This window comes from Paenibacillus sp. RS8, from assembly GCF_041956825.1.
Lineage (GTDB): Bacteria > Bacillota > Bacilli > Paenibacillales > Paenibacillaceae > Paenibacillus_AQ.
Genome location: NZ_CP168131.1, coordinates 1,219,436 through 1,243,454 on the forward strand (window position 1 = coordinate 1,219,436; position 24,019 = coordinate 1,243,454).

General features: G+C 45.5%; 19 protein-coding genes. 10 read left to right on the forward strand and 9 right to left on the reverse strand.

Going from position 1 to position 24,019, the window contains the following annotated elements; genetic code table 11:
* Positions 1–25: 25 nt before the first annotated feature.
* Positions 26–1,072 carry an aromatic acid exporter family protein gene (locus ACDZ28_RS06725; RefSeq protein ID WP_375104279.1) on the forward strand — a complete coding sequence of 349 codons (1,047 nt, stop codon included), beginning with the start codon at positions 26–28 and terminating at the stop codon, positions 1,070–1,072.
* Positions 1,073–1,253: 181 nt separating this feature from the next.
* Here ACDZ28_RS06725 and ACDZ28_RS06730 read toward each other — a convergent pair whose 3' ends face one another.
* Positions 1,254–2,141 carry a DMT family transporter gene (locus ACDZ28_RS06730; protein WP_042131495.1) on the reverse strand — a complete coding sequence of 296 codons (888 nt, stop codon included), beginning with the start codon at positions 2,139–2,141 and terminating at the stop codon, positions 1,254–1,256.
* Between the two features lie 96 nt (positions 2,142–2,237).
* Here ACDZ28_RS06730 and ACDZ28_RS06735 point away from each other — a divergent pair, with 96 nt between their 5' ends.
* From ACDZ28_RS06735 to ACDZ28_RS06745, 3 genes are read left to right on the forward strand one after another with little or no spacing between them, the layout of a single operon-like run.
* Positions 2,238–3,110, forward strand: a complete 873-nt coding sequence (locus ACDZ28_RS06735; RefSeq protein WP_375104280.1) for a LysR family transcriptional regulator — start codon at positions 2,238–2,240, stop codon at positions 3,108–3,110.
* 27 nt (positions 3,111–3,137) lie between these two features.
* Positions 3,138–4,112, forward strand: coding sequence for an aldo/keto reductase (locus tag ACDZ28_RS06740; RefSeq protein ID WP_375104281.1), 975 nt, complete (start codon positions 3,138–3,140; stop codon positions 4,110–4,112).
* 33 nt (positions 4,113–4,145) lie between these two features.
* A complete protein-coding gene (locus ACDZ28_RS06745; protein ID WP_339288493.1) occupies positions 4,146–5,537 on the forward strand; it encodes an aldehyde dehydrogenase in 1,392 nt (463 codons plus the stop codon).
* A 70-nt stretch (positions 5,538–5,607) separates the two neighbouring features.
* On the opposite strand, the gene pgmB is transcribed toward ACDZ28_RS06745, so the two are convergent.
* From pgmB to ACDZ28_RS06770, 5 genes are all read right to left on the reverse strand, one after another.
* Positions 5,608–8,613, reverse strand: a complete 3,006-nt coding sequence (gene pgmB / locus ACDZ28_RS06750) for a beta-phosphoglucomutase (RefSeq protein ID WP_375104282.1) — start codon at positions 8,611–8,613, stop codon at positions 5,608–5,610.
* Positions 8,614–8,734: 121 nt separating this feature from the next.
* Positions 8,735–9,826, reverse strand: a complete 1,092-nt coding sequence (locus tag ACDZ28_RS06755) for a carbohydrate ABC transporter permease (protein WP_042131499.1) — start codon at positions 9,824–9,826, stop codon at positions 8,735–8,737.
* Complete coding sequence (locus ACDZ28_RS06760; protein WP_375104283.1) at positions 9,826–10,950, reverse strand: carbohydrate ABC transporter permease; 1,125 nt, start codon at positions 10,948–10,950, stop codon at positions 9,826–9,828. The genes ACDZ28_RS06755 and ACDZ28_RS06760 overlap by 1 nt, the downstream gene beginning before the upstream one ends.
* A gap of 106 nt (positions 10,951–11,056) precedes the next feature.
* The gene (locus ACDZ28_RS06765; protein WP_375104284.1) at positions 11,057–12,481 is read right to left on the reverse strand and encodes an ABC transporter substrate-binding protein; all 1,425 of its coding nucleotides are present in this window, start codon (positions 12,479–12,481) and stop codon (positions 11,057–11,059) included.
* 331 nt (positions 12,482–12,812) lie between these two features.
* A complete protein-coding gene (locus ACDZ28_RS06770; protein WP_076120193.1) occupies positions 12,813–13,817 on the reverse strand; it encodes a LacI family DNA-binding transcriptional regulator in 1,005 nt (334 codons plus the stop codon).
* Between the two features lie 256 nt (positions 13,818–14,073).
* Here ACDZ28_RS06770 and ACDZ28_RS06775 point away from each other — a divergent pair, with 256 nt between their 5' ends.
* The 4 genes from ACDZ28_RS06775 (at position 14,074) to pepT (ending at position 18,684) form a co-directional block, all read left to right on the forward strand.
* Positions 14,074–15,087: an LLM class flavin-dependent oxidoreductase gene (locus ACDZ28_RS06775; RefSeq protein ID WP_375104285.1), complete on the forward strand. Its 1,014-nt coding sequence runs from the start codon at positions 14,074–14,076 to the stop codon at positions 15,085–15,087.
* A 479-nt stretch (positions 15,088–15,566) separates the two neighbouring features.
* The gene (locus ACDZ28_RS06780; protein WP_375104286.1) at positions 15,567–16,667 is read left to right on the forward strand and encodes a hypothetical protein; all 1,101 of its coding nucleotides are present in this window, start codon (positions 15,567–15,569) and stop codon (positions 16,665–16,667) included.
* A 34-nt stretch (positions 16,668–16,701) separates the two neighbouring features.
* Complete coding sequence (locus ACDZ28_RS06785; protein WP_375104287.1) at positions 16,702–17,355, forward strand: sortase; 654 nt, start codon at positions 16,702–16,704, stop codon at positions 17,353–17,355.
* A 96-nt stretch (positions 17,356–17,451) separates the two neighbouring features.
* A complete protein-coding gene (gene pepT / locus ACDZ28_RS06790) occupies positions 17,452–18,684 on the forward strand; it encodes a peptidase T (protein WP_339288504.1) in 1,233 nt (410 codons plus the stop codon).
* Positions 18,685–18,781: 97 nt separating this feature from the next.
* Here the strand turns inward: pepT and ACDZ28_RS06795 are convergent, their stop codons facing one another.
* From ACDZ28_RS06795 to hxlA, 3 genes are all read right to left on the reverse strand, one after another.
* A complete protein-coding gene (locus tag ACDZ28_RS06795) occupies positions 18,782–19,159 on the reverse strand; it encodes a helix-turn-helix domain-containing protein (RefSeq protein ID WP_042131506.1) in 378 nt (125 codons plus the stop codon).
* Between the two features lie 84 nt (positions 19,160–19,243).
* Positions 19,244–19,801 carry a 6-phospho-3-hexuloisomerase gene (gene hxlB, locus ACDZ28_RS06800; protein ID WP_042131507.1) on the reverse strand — a complete coding sequence of 186 codons (558 nt, stop codon included), beginning with the start codon at positions 19,799–19,801 and terminating at the stop codon, positions 19,244–19,246.
* 7 nt (positions 19,802–19,808) lie between these two features.
* Positions 19,809–20,441 carry a 3-hexulose-6-phosphate synthase gene (hxlA, locus tag ACDZ28_RS06805; protein WP_042131508.1) on the reverse strand — a complete coding sequence of 211 codons (633 nt, stop codon included), beginning with the start codon at positions 20,439–20,441 and terminating at the stop codon, positions 19,809–19,811.
* A 264-nt stretch (positions 20,442–20,705) separates the two neighbouring features.
* Between hxlA and ACDZ28_RS06810 the strand changes: the two genes are divergently transcribed.
* Together ACDZ28_RS06810 and ACDZ28_RS06815 are read left to right on the forward strand one after the other, a co-directional pair.
* Positions 20,706–22,097: an MATE family efflux transporter gene (locus ACDZ28_RS06810; RefSeq protein WP_042131510.1), complete on the forward strand. Its 1,392-nt coding sequence runs from the start codon at positions 20,706–20,708 to the stop codon at positions 22,095–22,097.
* A 248-nt stretch (positions 22,098–22,345) separates the two neighbouring features.
* Positions 22,346–24,016, forward strand: a complete 1,671-nt coding sequence (locus tag ACDZ28_RS06815; protein WP_375104288.1) for a GAF domain-containing sensor histidine kinase — start codon at positions 22,346–22,348, stop codon at positions 24,014–24,016.
* Positions 24,017–24,019: the final 3 nt, after the last annotated feature.

The following is a 24,019-nucleotide window of genomic DNA, read 5'->3' on the forward strand; positions in this document are numbered from 1 at the left end:
TGAAAAATATGGTTTCTCACTTTACATGATACGAATTACGCTGGCTGCTTCACTTTCATGGGTCGCCGTACACAGCATATATGGTAGCCAATATTTATATTTTGCACCCCTTGCGGCTATCCTCATCACTCAAGCCAGCGTTAAAGCATCGCTTGAAAAAGGAATCTACCGCCTGCTCGGCATTATTCTTGGCGGGATCGTTAGCCTAGTTGTTGGCCAGTTTTTTGATGTAGGTGGACTTTCTATCCTGCTCATTCTACTCATCGGGATTGGTATCGCTACTGCTTGTAAGATGAACATTCAAGCTGTCTCACAGGTAGGTGTTACTTCCGTTCTAGCTCTTACTTTTTACCAGAATGACTACGTGCTTTGGAGAATAGGGGAAACATTTATTGGTGTGCTGATCGCCCTGGCCATCAATATGATTATCGTGCCGCCGAACAGGTTCGTCAAGGTAAAAGCATTGGCATTCGAAGGAAGTCTTCTGCTTGCCGATGCATTAAAAGATCTCGTAGGCGTAAGACGTGATTCTCCGAAAGACAATTTACTGGAAGAATCAGGTAAACTCCTGTCAAATAGCAGCCGGGAACAGAAAGAAATGTTCTATACCCTCACACATTATCAGTGCCGTGGTAAACTGAAGGGGCTCATACAGGCTACCTCACATTTAAGAAGCATTCATTCCTATGTTAAAGAGATTGCAGACGATATTCGTCTTCTGCCCGCGCATCATGCCTCTTCGGACTGGATGAAGGATGTGCTGGAGGCAACCGCAGATTGTATTGCTCTTTATGGAACCAAAACTTTATCGGATGCCGAGTGCCAACGTTCACTTGCGGATTGTATCCAACACGCTCGTGATCTGCAATTGGCTAGTTTCTCTGAACTGCAAGGGAATTGTTCGCTATCAAGTATTCGGGATCTCGGCGCAGTCTTCAGTCACCTAAACCGGGTGCTGGAAGAAGTAGAACTTGCTAAATCTGCTACTTATGTCGTAGCCACTCGACCCTCAACGGTTGAAGTCACACGCGCTTTACGCTTTATTAAAAAGGGACTCTCCCAGAAGCTATAAGCTTCGGGGGTGTCCCTTTTGTTCAAATATAAGAAAGTATAAGTTACACACTATACTTTATCCTTATATTTCTCGCTTAAATGCTTACCGTCCTTATAAGGATGCCGAAGCCGTTTATGCTTCCCTATTCATCAATATGCCCTCTTAGAACCCTGATTACTACTTATACTTTATATTTGAACTAAACCGACTGCTTCGCGGCACGCCCGATCCTCACATTCACCAGAACGATGCTGCTAACAATAAGCAACAGGCCAATCACAAGATTCAAGGTAATCTGCTCATTTAAAAAGACTACGCTTGTCCCTATTGAGATCAGTGGGATTAAAAAGGTGAATGATCCAACCTTCCCTGCCTCTCCCTCGTTAATCAGCTTGAAGTAAATCAGCCATCCTAGCGCGATCACAAAAATTGCGATAAACAATGTATCCATGATAAACGTTCCGCTCCAAGTGATATCCGACCACTTCTCTGTAGTAGATCCCGAAAGCAGCAAAATGATACCGCCGATCGAAATTTGCATAGCGGTCATCCATAGCATATCCACGCGCACAGCATTTCGTTTCATATATACTGTTCCTAACGCCCAGCTCAATGCACTGGCTAAAGCAAGTATAATTCCCCAGATAGAGATGCTTCCATTAAGTCCTCCAATACTGAGGGAGGCTACGCCGAGGAACCCTAGCAATAGACCCGCCATTTTAAGCCCATACATGTTCTCTCCTAACCACAGCCAAGAAAAAATGCCGAGCAATACCGGCTGCAGAAACACAATAGATGAGAACAATCCTGCGGGTACATACTGCAAGCCAATCGTCTGAAAGCCATAATAGAACACAATACTTAATATAGCCGAGGTCAGATAGATCGGCCAGAGCTGCTTGAAGCGGAGCTCCTTCACCTTAGGAAGTGCAATTAGAATCAGAATAAATCCGCCGATGACGGTTCGGATACCTGCAAATAATAAGGGCGGAGCGTAGTCTAAGGCGATTTTAGATATAGGCCAATTAATGCCCCATACAATCACCAAAAATATAAGAAGGATGATGCTTTTCTTCTGCTGATTCATGTATTCACTCCTTGGTGTAGATTCATCACAAATGATACAATAATTAAGAATATAAATGAAATGAATAATACTCATAAGGGGCATATCATATTTGTTATGAACAATACTCAAATTCGCTTGTTCGTCAAAATCGCCGAGAGCGGTAGTTTTACCAAAGCTGGTGTAGAACTGAATATGACCCAGCCTGCTGTCAGTCGAGCGATCTCGTCTCTAGAAGCCGAACTGGATGTTAAGCTATTACTTCGGGATCGGCGTAACGGTCTTATGCTTACTGATATCGGCAAGCGTATCCTTGTTATTTTTCGTGAAATTCTAATGGGCTTTGATAAGGTCAATCAGGAGATTTACGCGGAGCGGGGACTTGAGAAAGGAAGCATTCGGATTGGCGCTTTTCCCGTGGCTTCTGCCTATTTTTTACCGAAGATTATTAGCTCTATCACTGCACGATATCCGAATATCACGATCAGCCTGCAAGAAGGCTCTATCGCCGAAGTCAGAGAATGGCTGGAATCCAAAGAAATTGATGTTGGCTTGTTGCTTGCTCCCTGCGAATCGTTCGAAACTATCCCATTATATAGAGAAAAGTTGTACGCCGTAATCAGAGATGACCATCCCTTGCATAAACGATCTGTCATAGGTGTGAGAGAATTAGCGGGAGAGCCCATGCTGATCTGCAAAGCAGGCTATGAACCGCCGGTGGTGGATTTATTCCGCAGAAGTAGCAGCCATTTGAATGTAAAATACGTGGTGAATAACTACGCAACAGCTCTTAATATGGTTCAAGAGGGGCTTGCTATTGGTGTCATGTCTGAGTTGTCCTTGTTATCTTTACCTCCAAATGTAGTTACCCGCGAACTACAGCCCGACGCCTTCAGAGATATACATATCGCGGTTAGTTCGCTTACCGATACTTCCATAGCTGTGAAGATGTTCATGGAGACAGCTCTGGATCTTTTTGCTCAAGAGTAGATCATTTTATTATGAGGAGTGCTGAGTATGAACTTTAAAAGACTTGGGAATAGCGGCTTACAAGTATCCACATTGGGACTGGGGACGAACGCTTTTGGCAAAAGGGCAGATCAAGAGACCTCCATTCAGATTGTACATGCTGCGCTGGATCACGGAATTAACTTTATTGATACCGCTAATATTTACGCTGGAACAGAATCCGAGCGAATCATCGGCCTGGCCTTGGAAGGTAGAAGACATGAGGCTGTTCTCGCCACTAAAGCAGGCTTAGTTAAGCATGACGGACCTAACGGAAGCGGCTCCTCAAGGCGCCATTTGATGCAGGAATTAGAAGATAGTCTTCGCCGTCTACAAACGGACTATGTCGATCTATACCAGATTCACACCTTTGATCCCTATACGCCACTTGAAGAGACGTTACGGACCTTGGACGATATGGTGTCTTCGGGAAAAGTGCGCTATATCGGGGCTTCCAACTATACAGCATGGCAATTGATGAAGGCGATTGGAATCAGTGAGGCTCGGAGCTTCGCCAAGTATATTTCGATTCAGTGCAGCTATTCCTTAGCGGATCGGACGCCGGAGAATGAGCTTCTCTCCCTTTGTCTTGATCAAGGTGTAGGAATCATTCCTTATTTTCCACTGGCGGGCGGAATTCTCACAGGCAAATATAATTCAAGCGGTTCCGCACCTTCAGGGTCCAGAGCAGATACCGATCCTAATTTCAAAAGATTCCTTGATCATGACCGAATCGAACTGGGGCAGAAAGTAGGGCAAATTGCTGAAGAACTGGGAACCTCTTCTACTGCGCTTTCCTTAGCTTGGCTCATGAATCGTCCTGCCGTCTCGACAGTTATTGTTGGGGCTACACGCGTGGAGCAGCTGGAACAGAATTTGCAAAGCACGTCCATTCAACTTAATGAAGAAACGGTTTGCAAGCTAGATGAGGCAAGTGCTTCCTTTCGTTTTGGCGAGCCCTTTGCCTTTTACCGGCTCCCATAAATCGGGCCTATTACAAAGAAGGAGGGGAGTATTATGACTCCACAGACAACGGCTAGCATCCAAGTGATGCTTGAAGAGCATAAGGACTTTTTTAATCGTGGCGTAACGAAAGAGGTTGCTTTTCGACTGAGTCAGCTGCAGAAACTTAAAGACAGTATTAAACGATATGAGAGTCGGATTATGGCTGCTTTACATCAAGATTTAGGAAAAAGTGAGTTCGAGGCTTATGCCACAGAAATCGGCTTCACCTTGGACAGCCTCGGTTACATGATGAAGCATCTCAAACGTTGGTCGAAACCCGTAAAGGTTAGATCACCACTCCATTTATTTCCTGCAAAGAGTTATATCTTAAGTGAACCTTACGGTACTGCACTCATTATTGGCCCATTTAATTATCCGTTTCAGTTGCTGATTGAGCCGCTGATCGGTGCCATTGCCGCCGGCAACTGCGCTGTCCTCAAGCCATCGGAGAGCACACCTGCTATCACGGCAGTGATAGAGCAGCTTATTCAGGAAACCTTCGAATCGCAGTATATCCGCGTAGTTCAGGGGGAGAAAGAGACAACGAATTTACTGATCCATGCCAGGTTTGATTATATTTTCTTTACGGGTAGTGTTCCGGTCGGCAAAATCGTTATGGAAGCCGCTGCGAAAAATCTAGTACCTGTAACTTTGGAGCTCGGCGGGAAAAGTCCGGTCATTGTCGACAAATCAGCCAATCTGGATATTGCAGCGAAGCGAATCGTATGGGGCAAATTATTAAATGCCGGTCAAACCTGTATTGCGCCCGATTATTTGCTTGTACAAAAGGACATTGCTAATGAATTGATCACCAAAATCAAACATCAAATCACTGAATTCTACGGTCAAAATGCACAGCCGAATACTGACTATGGCCGGATCGTGAATGAGCGCCAGCTGCAAAGACTTTCCGACCTCATTGAGCGGGATCGGGAAAAGGTGGTAATGGGCGGAACCGTCATTTCAGAAGAACGTTATATTGAACCTACACTAATCTATCCTGCAGTTTGGACTGATGCTTCTATGGAGGATGAGATCTTCGGTCCGATCCTACCCATATTGGAATATCATCAATTGGATGATGCGATCCGGAGTATTAACGAGCATCCAAAACCGCTTGCGCTTTATCTGTTCACAGAGGATAAACATGTTGAACAAGAGGTACTTTCCCGAGTCTCATTTGGTGGTGGCTGCATCAATGATACGATCTCTCATGTGGCGAACACTAACCTGCCATTTGGTGGAGTCGGCAATTCTGGAATTGGCAGTTATCACGGTAAACACAGCTTTGAAGTCTTTTCCCATCGCAAAAGCATCGTCAAGAGAGGTACACGAATCGACCTCGGGATTGTATACCCACCCTATGGGAATAAGGTCAAGCTGGTGCGGAAAGTATTGAAATAGACAAAACAGCAAGCCTCCCATGATCGGGAGGCTTGCTGTTTATCAGACTTTTTAGGAGCAAGACTTTTCACTACTGAAACAACTGTACCAAATTCTCTACCTGTAACTCCGAGGTAGAAGGAACCCATAGTTCAGCACTATCTCTCATAGACATATCTCCAACTCCAACAGACCTCAGACCAGCGGCTTTAACGGCAGCTATCCCCTCCTCTGTATCCTCGACACCTACGCAGCAGTCAGGTGAGATGCCCAGCATCTCAGTAACCTGCAAATAAATTTCCGGATCTGGTTTGCCCCTACGAATGTTCTTGGGATCAGCAATAGCCTGAAACAAACGCCCAATCTTCAAGTGTTCAAGAATCAACATCGCATTCTCATTGGTTGAAGCCAGCCCAACGGGGATTCGCTTTTCTTTCAAACTGGTCAGCAGACTATGGATACCCGGGAGCAAATCATCCGGTGTCATTTGTTGAATTAGCTGTTTATACTTTTCGTTCTTTTTGTTGCAGAGCATTCCCTTTACCGGTTGGGGTAAATTCAGGCCGCTTCCCTCCAGTAGGATTTCTAAACATTCCATTCGGCTATGGCCCTTCAGACGTTCATGCTTCACTCTATCAAAAGAAATCGCAAGCTCATCCGCTAAGGCTTTCCAGGCTAAATAATGATGCTCTCCAGAATCGGTAATAACCCCGTCCAGTTCGAAAATAACAGCCTCAAGCTGCTTTGTAATTGAAAGGGACAACGGCTTCTTTGCAGTCAGCTGCACCAGATTTCCCTTATGCAGAATCTCAATCACATCACCTACTAATAGGGTATAGACGACTACCTTATCATCCACATAAATATCCAATAGCTGTCCGCCGCTTGTTACTTTAAACCGATAGCTGTCCCATTGTGCCGGCAAGACAGGATTAAAGGATAGTATACCGCCACATAAGCGCATCCCACCAAAACCATTTACAATCGACAGCCAAGAACCCGCCATAGCAGCAGTGTGTAGCCCGTCCTTCACATTGCGGTTAATATCATCCAAGTCCATCCGTACCGTACGATCAAAATAGGAATAAGCCCCCGCTAAATCACCAATCTCAGCAGAAATAATACTGTGAATGCACGGAGACAAAGAAGAATCATGTGTCGTCAGCGGTTCATAGTAATTGTAATTGCGGATCTTGTCCGCCAAGCTAAACTGATCACCCAGCAGGAACATGGCCATCACCAAATCTGCCTGTTTGAGCACCTGATGACGGTAAATTACCAGCGGATGGTAATGGAGCAGTAGCGGATATTTATCCTCTGGCGTATGTTCGAAATCCCACTTCTTCTTAGTCAAAAAAGTATCATCCTGAGCATAGATGCCCAGCCCCTCATCAAAAGGGATATACATCTTCTCCGCTGCAAGTATCCAATCACCTGGCTCTTTCTCAGTCAGACCAATCTTTCGCTTCAGACGTTCAAAATGCTCCGGATACTGCTTGCCTAGCAGTTTGGCTGTCTCATATGCATAATAGAGTTGATCTCGTACCATTAGATTAGTGTACGCATTATTGTTAACGATAGCTGTATACTCATCGGGACCCGTTACCGCATCAATACAGAACGCACCCTCCCTGGCCGGATTAAAATGACCCAGATCTACCCAAAAACGGGAGGTCTCGAATATCATCTCGGCTCCCTTCAGAACTAAAAACTCATCATCTCCAGTAGCCCGCACATACTGTTTAATGGCATAGGCAATATCCGCGTTAATATGCATTTGTGCTGTTCCTGCCGGAAAATAAGAGGAGTTCTCAGCGCCATCTATGGTACGCCAAGGATATAATGCTCCCCTCTGAGACATCACCGCTGCTCGCTCCCGCGCCTTATCTAACGTGGCATAACGAAATTCGAGTAGCTTCCGGCTAATCTCCGGCTGTGTGAATGTAAAGAAGGGGATCATGTACATCTCGGTATCCCAAAAATAGTGACCTTCGTATCCTTCTCCCGTCAGGCCCTTGGCCCCGATGTTCGTAACCCCGTCACGTCCTACGGATTGCAGCAATTGAAACGCATTAAAGCGGATACCCTGTTGAAGCGCAAGATCCCCCTGAATCTCCACATCAGTATGTGCCCAGAAATGATCCAAAAAAGCCCGTTGTTCTTGAACCAGAGCTTTAAACCCACCATTCTCCGCCAAGCTCAGCACTCCCAAGCACTTGCTTAACAGCTCATTTTCTATGTAATCCTTAGAGGTATGATATGAAATGTACTTGGTCAAGGAGATCCTTTCCCCCATCACCACCGGAACAACCCATTGCATGGATAATCGCTGACCTTCTAGCTGCACGGCCCTTTCATATCCAGAGCTACAATTCAGACTATGGCTCACCCCTGTTAGTAGCGCAAACCGGGTATGCCGCGTCCTATGCTTCATCCACAAAAAGTTCTGTTCGAGCTCATGACCGGTATCCACCAGCAGCAAACTAGGTTCTTTACTCCCCGAGCCCAGCCGGGGGTCATCCGTAACCCCCGGCCTTTGAATCTCACCATCGATCGATGAAGTGAGCGTTAGGGTCCCTTCAAAATTCAAGGCCGTGACCTCGTAATCGATGGCAGCTAAATGTTTATGCTGCAAAGCCACCATCCGCCGAATGTTTAGCTCTACCCTGTGTCCGGAAGGAGATTCCCATTCTAACTGCCGATGCAGGATTCCATTTCGCATATCCAGCTGCCGTTCATACCGATGCACTTTTCCACTGTTTAACTGAAAGGCATGCCCCTCAATGCTCAGCTCAATAATCTTGGCGTCCGGCACGTTAAGCATAGCTTGATTACGGGAAGGATAACCATAAGCTCCCTCTGGATATACAATAGGCTCGGAATCAAAAAATCCATTCAAATAGTTCCCTGTTACAGATGAGCCCGAGTGGCCATGGTAGCCTTCCTCGAAATTACCGCGCATGCCAATATATCCATTACCAAGAGCAAATACACTTTCGCTTCTTTGATTGTTCTCTTCATTATAATTTTCTTCATCTAGGCTCCACTCCCGGTAAGGATATACTGCAACCGGATGTACGTATGGTTTCATCTTCATCTCTCTAAGTCCCCCCCTGACACAGTTTTGTTCAGTTATAAGAAAGTATAAATTTGACGCTATACTTTATCCTTATAATTCCCGCGAAGGTGTTTTAGCTTACGTTCCCACAATGTTCAAATCAGCCTTTTATCGATCCACCCATAAGTCCTCTGACGAAATACTTTTGCAGCAGGAAAAAAATAGCGAGCGGCATCAGCATGGAGATAAATGCAGCCGAGGTGAGTAAATGCCAGTCGTTGCCCCGTGAGCCTACTAAGTCGGCAATTTTCATCGACATGACCTGAACAGAAGGTTGATTGCCGATAAAAATCAGCGAGACTAAATAATCATTCCACACCCATAAGAATTGAAAGATTCCGATAGAAGCCAGTGCAGGCACAGATAACGGTAGTATCAATCTACTGAAAATAGTGAAATGGCTCGCCCCATCCATAAAAGCCGACTCAAACAAATCCTTAGGTAGCTGACTGATAAAGTTATACATAAAGTAAGTAACTAGCGGTAACCCAAAAGCTGTATGCGCCAGCCAAATGCCCAAATAGCTTCCGTTCAGTCCAAGCGCGGTATAATCTTTAAGCACTGGAATAAGTGCCACTTGGATTGGAATAACGAGCATAGCGATAATGATGACAAAAAGTGTTCGCCGTCCAGGAAAACGCAGCCAAGCAAATGCATAAGCGGCAAAAGAAGCAATCAACACCGGAATAACCGTCGCCGGAACAGCAATCGTCAGTGTATTCCAGAAGGCTTGCGACAATCCGGTACCTTTTTGCACCGTTTCACTTCCATCAGCTTGCTTGAGCTTATATTCCTTACCCGAGAGCACGTTATTATAGTTATCCAATGTGAGATCCGGTGTCATTTTCCAGCCTTGTTCCTGTTGATTTATGGTACGTGCTCTACGGTTCTCCCACATCAAACGACTGCCATCGGCCTTCACGCCTGCCTTCAGTTGATCATCGGTATAGGTTTTACCGTTTACCTCAATCGGCTCCCGCAGATCCACATCCTTCGATAGCTGAAGGGTCTCTCCAGCCTTCCACTCCTGATGGGGAAAAGCTTTCCACCATCCAGTCTGCAAAATATCGGCAGCCGGACGAAAGGAGGAAATAAACAGCCCCAGCGTCGGAAGCAGCCAAATGAAGCAAATCACACCCAGCACGATATTTACAATCGTCTTGCTGCCTTTTCTCTTCTTTTTCCCGGCCATTAGAATCCCCCTTGCTTACGGAACTGACGTAGATTGATTATGATCACTGGCAACACCGCGATCAGCAGAACAATAGCCAGCGTGGAGCCGTAACCGAAGTTTCGGTACATAAAGAATTGCCGGTAAAACTGCGTAGCCACTACCTCTGTATCGTATTGACCTCCTGTCATCACCATGACGACGTCAAATATTTTCAACGTAAAGACGATAATGGTCGTTGTCACAGTCAGAATAGTTGCTGAAATATAAGGGATCATGATTCCAAAGAAGATCTTCACCTCATTAGCACCATCCACCCGTGCAGCTTCCAAAATGTCGTCAGGAACTCCCTTGATAGCTGCAGAGAATATTACCATCGCAAACCCAGTCTGCATCCAGATCAGAATAATAATGAGGAAAAAGTTATTCCACGGCTGAAGCATACTCGTCCATGCCTGTGGTTCTCCCCCAAAATAAGTAACGATGGCGTTCAATAGTCCAATTTGTTCATCGCCAGGTTGATAGTAATATACAAACTTCCAGATGACCCCTGCTGCGACAAAAGAAATAGCCATCGGCATAAAAATGATCGATTTGGCCATTTTCTCGTAGCTGCTTCGGTCTGCAAGAATTGCAATTAGGAGTCCAAAAGCTACACATGCCAGTGTACCTATGAACACCCAAAGTAAATTGTTACGCAGTGCCGTCGCCATCAGATGGTCGCTAAAGATCGCAGCATAGTTGCTCAGCCCTACAAATTTCTCTGAAGAAGCATTAAAAAAGCTCAAATAGAGTGTTCGCAGTGCAGGCAGCACCAATAGCCAACCCAATAAAATCACTGCCGGACCTATAAAAATATAGGGCAACACCTTTCGGCGTATATGATCAGGATATTGTTCAACTGCCCAGGTAAGTGTGTAGTAGATCAGATAGACGCCCAGAACTCCCCAAAGAACGGCTAGAACTGCTGTTAGTAGTGGGTTTAACGTCGAATCCCGAAAGAATAAAAAGATCAAGCCATTCACAACAACGTTAGCAATCAATACTAGAAGAGACAGTAATACCGCCCTAAGCCTGACAGCTTGCTTAGCATGTGATTGCGGCTCCCTCTGTGGCTGTGGTTGTGTTTGTGTTTGTGCACCCATATTAGCTCCAGCTCCTCCTATACTCGCGCTTTGGAAAACAAAAAGAGGGGCAGAGTACTCTCAATTCCCGCTGCCCCTCTTTTAACTGTGTGCTTTCAATATTAGGTTAGTTGTTCCAGCCAGACTGGATTTGTTCCAACGCTTGATCCAGCGTCGCTGTACCACTTACATAGTCGGTCATGCCTTTCCAGAAGGTACCTGCACCCACTTTACCCGGCATCAGGTCAGAGCCATCAAAGCGCAGTGTGGAAGCATCTTGAACCAGTTTCGCCATCCGGCGGTCGGATTCTGAGGTATACCAATCGAGGGAAGCATCGTTCATTGGCGCAATTACGCCACCCGACTGTACCCAGCTCTTTATGGACTCACCTGTAGTGAAGAATTCCATAACCGCACGTACTTCAGGACGATCGTTGAACATAGCGTAAATATCGCCAGCAACTAGCACCGGTTTGCCATATTGAGGATCGATAGGCGGCAAGTAGAACCAATCGTAATCTACATCAACCTTTGCCGTTTCAGGGAAAAAGCTTGTAATAAAGTTACCGAGCATATTAAACCAGGCTTTAGGCGGATTATTGAACATTGGTGCCGGGGCATCCCCGAACGATGTCGTCACAATGGATTTAGCACCACCATAGACATAATCCTTGTTGAGCCAGATTTTAGACATAACTTCTACTGCATTCTTCACTTCTGGAGAAGTGAATGGCAGCTCACCTTTTACCCATTTATCGTAATTCTCAGGTGTAGTTGTGCGCAGCATTATATTTTCCACCCAGTCTGTTGCTGGCCAGCCTGTTGCAGCACCACTCTCGATTCCAATTGCCCAAGCAGGATCGCCGTCTTTAGCAATTTGTTCCGTCAGAGCCATCATCTCATCCCAAGTCTCAGGAACCTTGTAGCCCGCTTCATCAAATTGTTTCTTCGGATACCAGACTAAGCTCTTTACGTTACTGCGGTTCCAAATCCCCGCCATGATCTTGCCGTCTTTCCCGTCCATGTTAGACATATCGAGCCAGCTCTTGTTGTAATTAGCCGTCAATTGAGCTTGATCCAGCACGTTGGTCAAATCGATAACCTTACCAGTCTTAGCAATCGAGGCTAACAGACCCGGCTGTGGAAAATCCGCGATATCCGGCGCATTTCCACCGTCTACTCGAATGTTTATCGTAGCTTCGAACTCTTTTGAGCCCTCGTATTGAATATCAATTCCGGTCTTCTCTTCAAACTCTTTGATGCTATTCTCAAATTTCACTTGGTCAGCATCCACGAAGGGGCCGAACATCGTTACTTTAGTTCCTTTATAGTCGCCTTTCATGGCTAGCTCTAGTGGAGACCCCGTAGGCTCGGTGCTTGGAGCAGTCGTTGCTTTCTCGGTGTTATCTGCTGTTGGGCTGGTAGTCGCCGCAGGCGGATCTGTAGGCGCTGCATTGTTGTTATTGCCTCCGCCGCATGCGCTCAGCATCATTGTGAAGGATAAACACAGTACTAAAGCCAATGACTTCTTACGTCCTGAGGTCTTCTTCATCTTTGTACATCCCCTTTAATGGATTTAGAGATTGCTTCTGACTCAATCATCCGGTACCCTGGCATGTAAAAGCAGCTTGTAGCAGATCACCTCCTTGCAAAGCTTTTCAGAATCTAAGGATCTATACTAAATAAGAATCGAATCACAAGTTCCAATTAATTGTAGCGCTTACATTTGTTATAGTATCACATAAAGTAAGCGTTTCCAATCCATATCTGAAATGTTTTGGTAAAAATTATTTTTATTGTCCAAGCAGATATTTAATTATTAATTAAAATTAGTCCGAAATTCTGAAAAGCTTTTCAGAGGGTAGTACAAAAGTGAACTACCCTTATTTCTCCCGTGTAGATTCTCGCACAATCAGCTTATGCTCCATCTTCTCATTCAATACCTGCACTTCTCCTGTTGTAAGTAATTCATGCAGCTTCTCAGCAGCACGATACCCTAACTCGTAAATCGGTTGGGCAATTGTAGTTAACTTCGGAATGAACATCCCTGACATTCTTAAATTATCAAACCCAATCACAGATACCTGACCTGGAACAAGAATGTTACGATCCTTCAGATAAGAAATCGTCCCCATCGCGAATTCATCAGCAACACAGAACACAGCAGTTATCTCGGGGTAATCCGTAAATAATTCATGCGCAGCTTGGTAAGCATGTTCAAACCGGTGGCTGGCATATTTGCTCTTCACGATATTTTGCTGTAGCCCTGACTCTGTTAGCGCCCTTACAAACCCTTCATAGCGTGGTGGGCCTGATACAGAATTATCATGGTTAAAGCCAATCATACCAATATCTTTATGACCTAAATCAATCAGGAACTTCACCGCATCATAAGCAGCTGCTTCATCATCCACCTCCACATTTGGAATGTCGAACTCATCAGAATGCGAGGACACTAGCACAAACGGAATTCTACAACCGACCAATTTGTCATGATATTCAGGATAAAGGACATCACTGGCAAATACGATTCCATCTACCTGTTTCTCATGGAAGTTATCAATATAGGACAGTAGCCGTTCTTTATCGCGGTCTGTATTGCAGATCATTAGACTGTACCCAAGCTTGATGCATGCATCCTGCATTCCCCGAATCACCCCAGCGAAATATAGGTTCTCAATATCGGGAATAAGCAGCCCCAGTGTAAAAGACTTCTTGTAAATCAAACCACGTGCAAATGAATTAGGTTGATACCGTAATCGTTCTACAGCCTCCATCACTCGATTCCGTTTGCTCTCCACTACCGAATTCGGTGCATTCATAACACGTGATACTGTGCTAATTGACACCTCGGCCATTCTGGCAACATCTCTTATGGTTGGCTTCATTATGATAACTTCCTTTTTTAGGGGACTTTTCGAAGTGATTATAGCAAGCCCGTTTAGAAATAACAACAGAATTTTTGAAGCGCTTACATAATTTTTAAAAATTAATCTTGTCCATCTCTTTCCTCATTCTGTGAATATACAACTTACTTAAAGTGTGTATATAGTTTTATTTCATGATATACTAGCCGAGTAGCGATATTCATAGCTGCAAATACTGCTCTAGGAGCATAGAGCATTTATTATAGGAGGGATAACATTGAAACAACCTCGGGACATTCGATTCTCCGTGCTGGACTTAGCTTCTATTGTGGAAGGAGGGACAGCAGCAGACTCTTTTCATAACTCTCTAGATTTAGCCCGACATGCTGAGAAGTGGGGCTATCATCGGTATTGGTTTGCTGAGCATCATAATATGATCGGAGTGGCCAGCTCTGCTACCTCACTCTTGATCGGACATATCGCGGGCGGCACTCAAAGCATACGTGTTGGCTCTGGTGGTATTATGTTATCCAACCATGCGCCTCTAGTCATTGCCGAACAATTCGGCACACTCGAATCTCTATATCCGGGACGGATCGATCTTGGACTGGGCAGAGCACCCGGATCTGATCAACCAGCTTCCCGTGCGCTGCGTCGTGGCCTCGGAAGCGATGGCAGTGAATTCCCTGAGCAGCTAAATGAGTTAAGAGCTTACTTCGACCCTGCAGGCGCAGGATCCCGTCCAGCTGGCGTGCGCGCGGTTCCTGGAGAAGGCCTAAATGTTCCCATCTGGCTCTTAGGCTCCAGTGGCTTTAGTGCTGAGCTAGCAGCCAAGCTAGGTTTGCCTTTTGCCTTTGCCAGCCATTTTGCACCTGAGTATTTACTTCAGGCCCTGCACATATACCACAGTAATTTCCGTCCATCAGAAGCATTAGACAAGCCTTATGTTATGATCGGACTAGGGGTTACAGCGGCCGACACCGTAGATGAGGCAAGAAAGCTGGCTACCTCGCAGCAGCAGCAGTTCCTCAATATCATCCGTGGGCGTACCGGAAAGCTACAACCTCCCGTTGAAAGTATGGATGGGTTATGGTCGATACAAGAAAAGGCAATCATGCTCGATAAGCAGCGTTATTCTTTCTCTGGCGATAAAGCGGCGATTAAAGAAAGACTTCAAGCCATTCTGAAAGAGACCCAAGCAGATGAACTGATTATCTCTGCAGGAATTTATGATCATGAGGCTCGTCTTCGTTCTTATGAAATTGTAGCTGAGGCTATGAAAGAACTGTAAGATTGCAAATTTAACAAGGCAGGACATTTTATCTGACTATCGGGAATTCTTCCGTTTCAGATTAACGTCCTGCCTTTTTTTGTTTTATTTCCAAAGCCGTTCTTAATAAAACACTATTAAGATATGAACAAACATAAAAATAAAGAGATATAGAGAGAAATCAACAGATAAATAGATAATATACTTGTTATTTAACCAAATATGACCTAATTGGTTGTAATACATCGTTTTTCTTTAGATATCATTTTGATTATACTTTATGTATTCGCTATAACGAACGAATTATGTTTTAGCTATCCCCCTCTTCCTTCGTTCTTTCGGAAAGATTCCGTATGCAATTGCAAGAGTGGTACCTTTCGAAACTACTTGTTTCGACATTGTAGGATGGAATAATCGTTTAAAACGAAGGATTTTGCCGGAAGCCCGCAGATTTTGTTTTTCAACAGCTACAGTGGGCTCAGGAGAAAGGAGCAACGAAAATGAAGAAAAAATACCACTCGGTCTTCATAGCTGCTTACGTTCTGATTATTCTGGTAGGAGTAATATGGCAGGCTGGAGGGGTAAGCGCTCAGGATACCATTAAACTTACTGTGAATTCTCACACTACGAGCACAGCAACCATGAACAATATGAAGCCCGGTGACGAAATGAGCTCAGAGTACACGATAATTAACGACGGCACAGAAGGCTTTGATTATTTTGTGGACTTTAAATTCATCTCTGGGGACGTAGAGTTGTACAATATTCTCCAAATGACTCTCGAAAAAGAGGGAGTAATCATCTATTCGGGAGTGATGAGTGAAGCTGCTGGCAGAGTGACCATCGGTTCACTTGCTGGAGGGGAAAAGAGTGTAATTCAAATGGCTGTAACTTTCCCTTGGGAAGCCGGCAACGAATATCAAGGGAAGGCCACGACCGTAGCTTTTGAATTCTCCGCTTCCGGAGAACCAGGCCCATCTGCGGAGCCTACTTCAACACCAACGCCGACAGCAACAGTTACACCTACACCTGATCCATCACCTACAGCAACCGCAACGGCGACAGCTACAACTGAACCGACTACAACACCTGCTGAAACACCTACAGCAACCACAACACCAACAGCTACACCAGAAGCTTCACCGACACCAACAGTTGCACCAACCACAACACCTACAGATTCACCAACAACTACAACTTCACCAACTACGACACCTACAGATTCACCAACGAATACAGCTTCACCTACAGCTGTCGTAACACCAGGTCAATCAGTGCCACCAACAACAGTTACACCAACACCATCGCCTACACCTACACCGCCTGCAGATGAAATTAGCGTTACTGAAGAACCGATCCCAATGGGCGGAATCAGTAATAATCCAACATCGTCACCAAGTGCTGGTAATCAAACTACCAATGTAACGCCTCAGCCAAGTGATGAAATAGCCTTACCTGACGGCGACATTCCTTTGGGCGCACCAGAGGCAGGTGACAAGCTCCCAAATACCGCGGAGCCTTGGTATAACTTAATTCTTGCCAGCTTAGCTATCGCAGTGCTCAGTGTGATTGTTATGCGCAGATTGAAATCGAAGAAATAATAACATTTAGTAACATAAGTCTGGAGGAGAGAGTATGAAGAAGCGTAATGGTGTCTTACTAGCCGTGAAGCTAATCTTTATACTCTCTTTAGTTGTGCTGATTTATTCGATCGTTCAAGTCGTCAAAGCACCGATTGAGGCCAAACAGGCCCTAAATGATTGGGCAAAAAAGAGGGAGGAAGTTATCGCCCGCCCCCTTCCAAACGAAGAGAACCCTCTTCCTAAAGGAATGGTCAGTTCTCCAAAAGAACAACCCATTTCTCCTCCGTCCTATACAGAGGGAGAGGTGATTGGGGAGATCCGCTTCCCTACCTTAAATAAGAAGGTGGCTGTTCTGGAGGGTACGGATAGCCCTGAGTTAAAAAAAGGGGCCGGACACTATATCGGTAGCGCAGCTATCGGTGCCGCCGGCAATAGTGTGCTTGCTGGACACCGCGATACCGTATTCCGCAATCTAGGAGAACTCGTCGCAGGGGATCTGATCGAACTGGAAAGCACAGACGGTACGTTCATCTATGAGGTGACAGGCAGTAAGATTGTAGACGGGAATGAACGCGGAGCTATAAAATCAAGCGATAAGGCCATTCTTACTTTGATCACCTGTTATCCTTTTTCATACGTTGGATCAGCACCCGACCGGTATTTACTTTCAGCGAAGCTAGTGAAGCAAGAGACATTGCCTCAATAATGCTAATCTCAACTCTTAATCTTCTTTCTCAGGGATGAGACCGGATATGGAAAGTGATACTATATAGATACAACAGTAATGAGGAGATGACCCATAGTGAAAAAAGAGGTTATAGAACGGTTTATTTCGTATGCTCAAATGGATACCCAATCAAATGAGGATAATGAGACTTGTCCATCCACACCGGGGCAGATGGTGCTTGCTCACAAGCTGGTTGAAGAGCTCAAGGAAATCGGTATGGAGGACGTCCAGGTGGACGAGCATGGCTATGTTATGGCGACACTCCCTGCGAATACGGACAAGGATGTTCCGACCATTGGTTTTTTAGCCCATTTGGATACGGCGACTGATTTTACTGGAACGAATGTGAAGCCACAGATTATCGAGAACTACGATGGCCAAGATATTCTTTTGAACAAAGAGTTGAATGTTGTATTGTCCACAGTGAGCTTCCCAGAACTGGCAGAATATAAAGGCCACACATTAATAACAACCGATGGTACCACTCTGCTTGGCGCAGACAACAAGGCTGGTATTGCTGAGATTATGACAGCGATGAATTACCTCCTTCAGCACCCTGAAATCAAGCATGGCAAGATTAGAGTCGCCTTCACACCGGACGAAGAAATCGGCCGCGGCCCTCATAAATTTGACGTTGCTGCTTTTAATGCTTCTTATGCTTACACTGTGGACGGAGGCCCTCTCGGTGAACTAGAGTATGAAAGCTTTAATGCCGCATCTGCGAAAATCTCTGTATACGGCGTCAACGTACATCCTGGTACCGCGAAGGGAAAAATGATTCATTCCGCAAAAATCGCCATGGCTCTACACCTCAGACTCCCTTCTGAGGAAGCCCCAGAATTCACGGACGGTTATGAAGGCTTTTACCATCTTAGCTCCATTGAAGGTACCCCCGAGTTCAGCAAGCTCCAATATATTATCCGTGACTTCGACCGCGAGAAATTCGAGGCACGTAAAGCCTATCTCTCGGCCATCGTAGATGAATTCAAGAGCATTCACGGTGAAGAGAACATCGTACTCGAAATGAAAGACCAATATTACAACATGCGTGAAAAAATCGAACCCGTGCGTCATATCGTCGATATTGCCCATGAGGCGATGGAGAATCTGGACATCACACCGGTCATCCGTCCGATTCGCGGGGGGACAGACGGCTCACAGCTTTCCTACATGGGCTTGCCTACACCTAATATTTTCACCGGGGGCGAGAATTTCCATGGTAAATTCGAATACGCCTCTGCTGACAACATGGTAAAAGCGGTAAACGTCATCGTAGAGATCACCAAACTATTCGAACAAAAAGCTTAATTGGTTATCCGAGTTACTCCATAATTGACACAATAAAATCCCTGTAGAAGGTCTATTCAGACCTCTCAGGGATTTTTAATGATCAGAGACTATTTGATTAGCATCTTTCGTCTGGCGGTGTGTCTTTCCAGATCACATTTTCTCCGTAATTTTTGCCCCAATCATACATCAGTCGAAGGACGGGAAGCAGACTCTGACCATATGAAGTCAGGGAATACTCTACTTTTGGCGGAACCTCGGCATACACTTTCCGAAGAACCAACTGATCTTCTTCAAGCTCGCGAAGTTGATTGGTTAACATTTTTTGCGTAATATGAGGAATTAGCTTCTTCAGCTCACTGAACCGTTTGGTCCCTTCAAGCCCTAGATGCCACAGGATAATCAGCTTCCATTTGCCTCCAATTACCGCAAGCGTTAATTCCTTCTCGCAATTAATTTCCTTCAAGTTGATGCGATCCTTAATCTCGGTTGCCATACCTAAAGCGCCTCCTCTCTTCTGTTATCATACTAACACAAAAACGAATATCCTCCTTATAGGAAGGCATTCGTTTCTGTAAGCTCACTCTAAATTAGCATGCTTGCCAAACATCTGCTTAGTCGTCTGCCCCGTCTTCTCCATCATCCGCAGAATCACCGCATCGTAAAAGACTAACATCGTCTGTTCAAATAAAGAAGCCATTGGCTGAATTGTGCTGTAGCTTCCACTAGCCTGATCTTTTGGAGATCCTGGCAGCTTCACTACATAGCTCGCTAAACGTCCGACGGTTGAATCAGGCGCAATTGTAACAGCAATAACCTCTGCACCCACTCCTTTGGCCTTCTCAGCCATAGAGATCAGCCCCTTCGTCTCTCCTGAACCGGAACCGAGCACAAGCACATCACCAGGCTCAATACCCGGGGTTACCGTTTCTCCTACGACGTACACTTCTTTACCGACATGCATGAGTCGCATTGCAAAAGCTCGTCCCATCAATCCTGATCTACCAGCCCCGGCCACAAATACCTTATTCGACTGAAGAAGAAGCTCAGCCATTCGTTCAGCCTCTTGATGATCAAGCTGAGAAACGGAGCGCTGAAGCTCCTCTATAATTCGCTGCGCATATTTCATTGTGTCCATTGCAATCTTAAGCCTGGCTTACTAAACGCTTCATTTCTGCTGCAGCGGCTTTTTGATCAGCTTCACCTGTGATGCCTCCGCCAACGATAACAAGATCAGGATTCGCGGCGATGACCTCTGGAAGCGTGCTAAGTTTGATCCCTCCGGCGATAGCGGTTTTAGCCTGTTTAACCACACTCTTAATTGCATTCAAATCCGCAAAAGAATTTTTACCTTCCGCTTGATGGTCATACCCAGAGTGTACGCAGACATAGTCTACGCCAAGCGCGTCTACTTCAGCAGCTCTTGTCTTGATATCCTTCACATTGATCAGGTCAACCAGAATCTCTTTATTGGTTTTCTTAGCTTCCTCCACTGCACCTCTAATGGTAGCATCATCAGAGACACCAAGTACCGTAACAATATCCGCGCCTGCTTCAACAGCCTTCATAACTTCATATCCACCTGCATCCATGATTTTTAGATCAGCCAACACGGTCAAAGAAGGAAAAGCTTCCTTAATAGCTTTCACTGCGTGCAAGCCTTCATTTATAACGATAGGTGTTCCAATTTCAACGATATCTATATATTCGGCAACCTCTGATACAATCTCTTTCGCTCCCGTAATGTCCACTAGATCCAGCGCTAATTGTAATTTCATATTTATTTGCACTCCTTGTTAATATATTTTAGTAAGTCATGTACAAATTCTAGATCCTTACATCCCTTAAGGGAAGTAGGCACTTTATTGTGATGTAGTTACCTGGAGGATACTAATGCGCTGCTACAGGCTTTATCTTTGTAGCAATTAAGAAACGCTTTGTCATATTTTTGTAAAAGTACTGCATTTTCATGAAAGCTATGCTAATATTACAGTTTGTTTATGGAATATCAGGAAATTTATCATGATGTAAGAAGGTGTACAATGAAGCAAAATAACCACCAAGAATTTAACCTCGTAAAACTGACTTGGCCGATATTCCTGGAACTGTTCCTTTTTATGCTCATGGGCAGTGTGGATACTTTTATGATTAGCTCTGTGTCGGACGATGCTGTATCGGGTGTCGGTGCAGCGAATCAGATCATTGCGATTGCCATTTTAGTTCTAAGTGTAATTGGCAACGGCGCGGCAATCGTGGTCTCCCAATACCTCGGTTCCAAAAAACCTCTAGAAGCGGCTCAAGTTACCGGAAATGCCATTACCCTCAACCTGTTAGTAGGAATTCTCTTAAGTACGTTTTTGCTGATATTCGGAGGGACGCTACTAACTGCCTTAAATGTTAAAGGGGATATTCTCGTTTATGCCAAATCGTATATACATATCGTCGGGGGCGGAATTTTTCTTCAAGCATTAATCAATGCTCTGGCGACCACAATCCGTACACACGGCTTCACTAAACAAACGATGGTCGTATCCTTGCTGATGAATATCATCCATGTGGTGGGTAACTACCTGCTCATCTATGGTCATTTTGGTCTTCCAGCGTTAGGTGTCGAAGGAGCGGCTATCTCAACGGTGGCCAGTCGCTTTATCTGTCTAATCGTCTTCTTCCTGCTACTCTACAGAGTGATGGAGATACGAGTGAAGTTCACCTACTACATTCATCTTTCCAAAAAATACGTGCTGCAAATTCTCCAAATCGGCATCCCGTCCGCTTTTGAATCGATTACCTATCAGTCTTGTCAGCTTGTATTCACACTGTATATTACCTATTTGGGTGCTGAAGCTATGGCTACTCGCCAATACGCGCTCAATATTTCCAACTATATTTATTTATTCAGCGTAGCTGTTTCTATGGGAACCTCCATTGTCGTAGGGCATCTGGTGGGAGCTAGGCGTCCCGATGAGGCCTATAAGCGTGTGTTCTCCAGTGTGAAGTGGGCGTTGCTGGTTACAGTAATAATAGACGCTCTGGTGATTATTTTCCGAGTACCGCTATTTGGCCTCTTCACTGAAAATGAGAACATTATCACGATGGGGGCTCAGGTTATACTGCTTAGCTTCTTCCTAGAAACTGGACGTACAACTAATTTGGTCATTATCAACTCACTACGGGCCTCTGGCGATGCGAAGTTCCCTGTATATATGGGACTGATCTCCATGGTCTGCATGAGCTTGCCCCTTGGCTATTTTCTGGTGTTCCAGCTTAATCTAGGGTTAGCCGGTGTGTGGATTGCCACTGCGGCCGATGAGTGGCTAAGAGCTGTCATTATGTATTTCCGTTGGAAGAGTCGGGCTTGGGAGAAACACGGACTTATTCAGCACGATGATGCAGAACACAGCACACCTTCCACTACCCCTGCAGCTGTAAATTAACGCATACCCTTAGCGGTTCTTTAAGGTCATACCAGACCTTAAGGGGCTGCTTTTTTATGGCATCATAATTACATAAAATTTTAGAATGAATGGAGTATTCTAAGTTACAATAGATAGAACCTTATCAACATAAACACCTTCGGCGTCCTAATAAGGACGGCAAGCGTTTAAACGAGAAATAAAAGAATAAAGTATGGTGTGAATCTTATAATTTTTTATCTTTTAATAAACCTAAAGGGGAGAACCTCATGCCGGAAGAAGCCGGAATCCACGAATTACTGACGCTCAAGACAATTGCGGAGACCTTAAATAGTTCCAATGAGCTCAAACCGATGCTCGATACAGTTATGGGCAAGCTGTTAGACCTAACGGGAAATACAGCAGGCTGGATCTTCCTGAGCGAAGAGAACATGGAGTATGAATGCGCCGTAGATCGAGGTTTGCCGCCAGCGCTGCAACGGGATAATAAACAGCCGATGCAGTGTGGAACCTGCTGGTGCTTAGAGCGCCTATGGGACGGACGGTTAGAACAAGCAGTCAACATTCTAAACTGCAAGCGGCTGAGTAATGCCAGGCAGTATAACTGGGGGGATACTTTGGGAATCACCCACCACGCCACCATCCCGCTCCATTCAGGCGATCGCTACTTAGGGCTTATGAATGTAGCAGCACCGGGCAAAGCGCATTACGCCGACAGCGAGCTTGCTCTACTGCAATCGGTGGCCTTGCAAATTGGCAGTGCCATTGAACGCATGCAGCTATACAGCACTGAGCAGCGCCGGGCCAATCTGTACGCCAAATTAGGCGAATTCAGCGCAGCTTTAAATCTCACGGCTAGTGAATGCATCTCTCCAAGCATTCTGGTAGAGAAAACTACCGCCCTGATTGTCCAATATTTCGATTGGCCTTTTGCAGCGATTATCGGACAACGAGAGGAGAAATTCGAAGTACACGCAGCCGCTTATGCAGCTAATATAACACCTGAAATAGCCCCTTTTGAGCTCTCAGATTCCTTTAAGAATCGTCTAGTAGATATCTCGCAAGGACACCGCTTTGCAACATTAACCTCTGACGAGGAACAGGAAATTACGAAATCTTGCTGTTCTGAACAGCCTGATAGAGAGCGAGTTGTAATGCTTGCCGTCCCCTTTCGGCAGATTATCGTGCAAAGCTCAGCCATTCTACTCATCGCCTCGCCTAAAGCACTCGCCTCGGCGACCGCAGATGGAGAAGTACTCGAAGCGATCGCTGAGCATATTTCAGCTACACTGGAAAGCGTACAGCTCGGAGAGAAGCGCCGAGAAATCGCTCGTCTAGATGAGCGGAATCGACTGGCCCGTGACCTGCATGACTCGGTGAATCAGATCCTGTTCTCCCTCTCAATGACAGCCAAAGGTGTGGAAAGTATGCTGAAGCAAGAGCACACCTCCCATCCGGCTACTGAGGCTGTCCGTGATATACAAGAGCTCTCGCAATCTGCACTCAAAGAAATGCGCGCTTTAATCATGCAGCTTCGTCCTGCAGGGCTGGAAGCCGGGTTGTTGACCGCGCTTCAGGCCCACGGTCAGCAACTAGGGCTGCTGATACAGACTGGGCGAAGCGGCGTTCTCGAGCTCCCTCGCAATATTGAAGAGGGTCTACTACGCATTGGTCAAGAAGCACTCAATAATGTGCGCAAGCACTCCGGAGCTTCTAAAGCTGAAGTATCTCTGCATTTGAACGCTACCGAGGTGATACTGAGTATCATCGATCAGGGTAAGGGCGGCGCCAAACGGCGCTGTAGCACAGACACCAATGAATCTATCGGGCTGCATATTATGAAGGAAAGAGCCGAGGCGCTTGATGGCCATTTTTCTATTCACAGTGAGGAGCATCAAGGTACAACGGTTGAGGTAACCATCCCTTTACCATCAAATTAACAT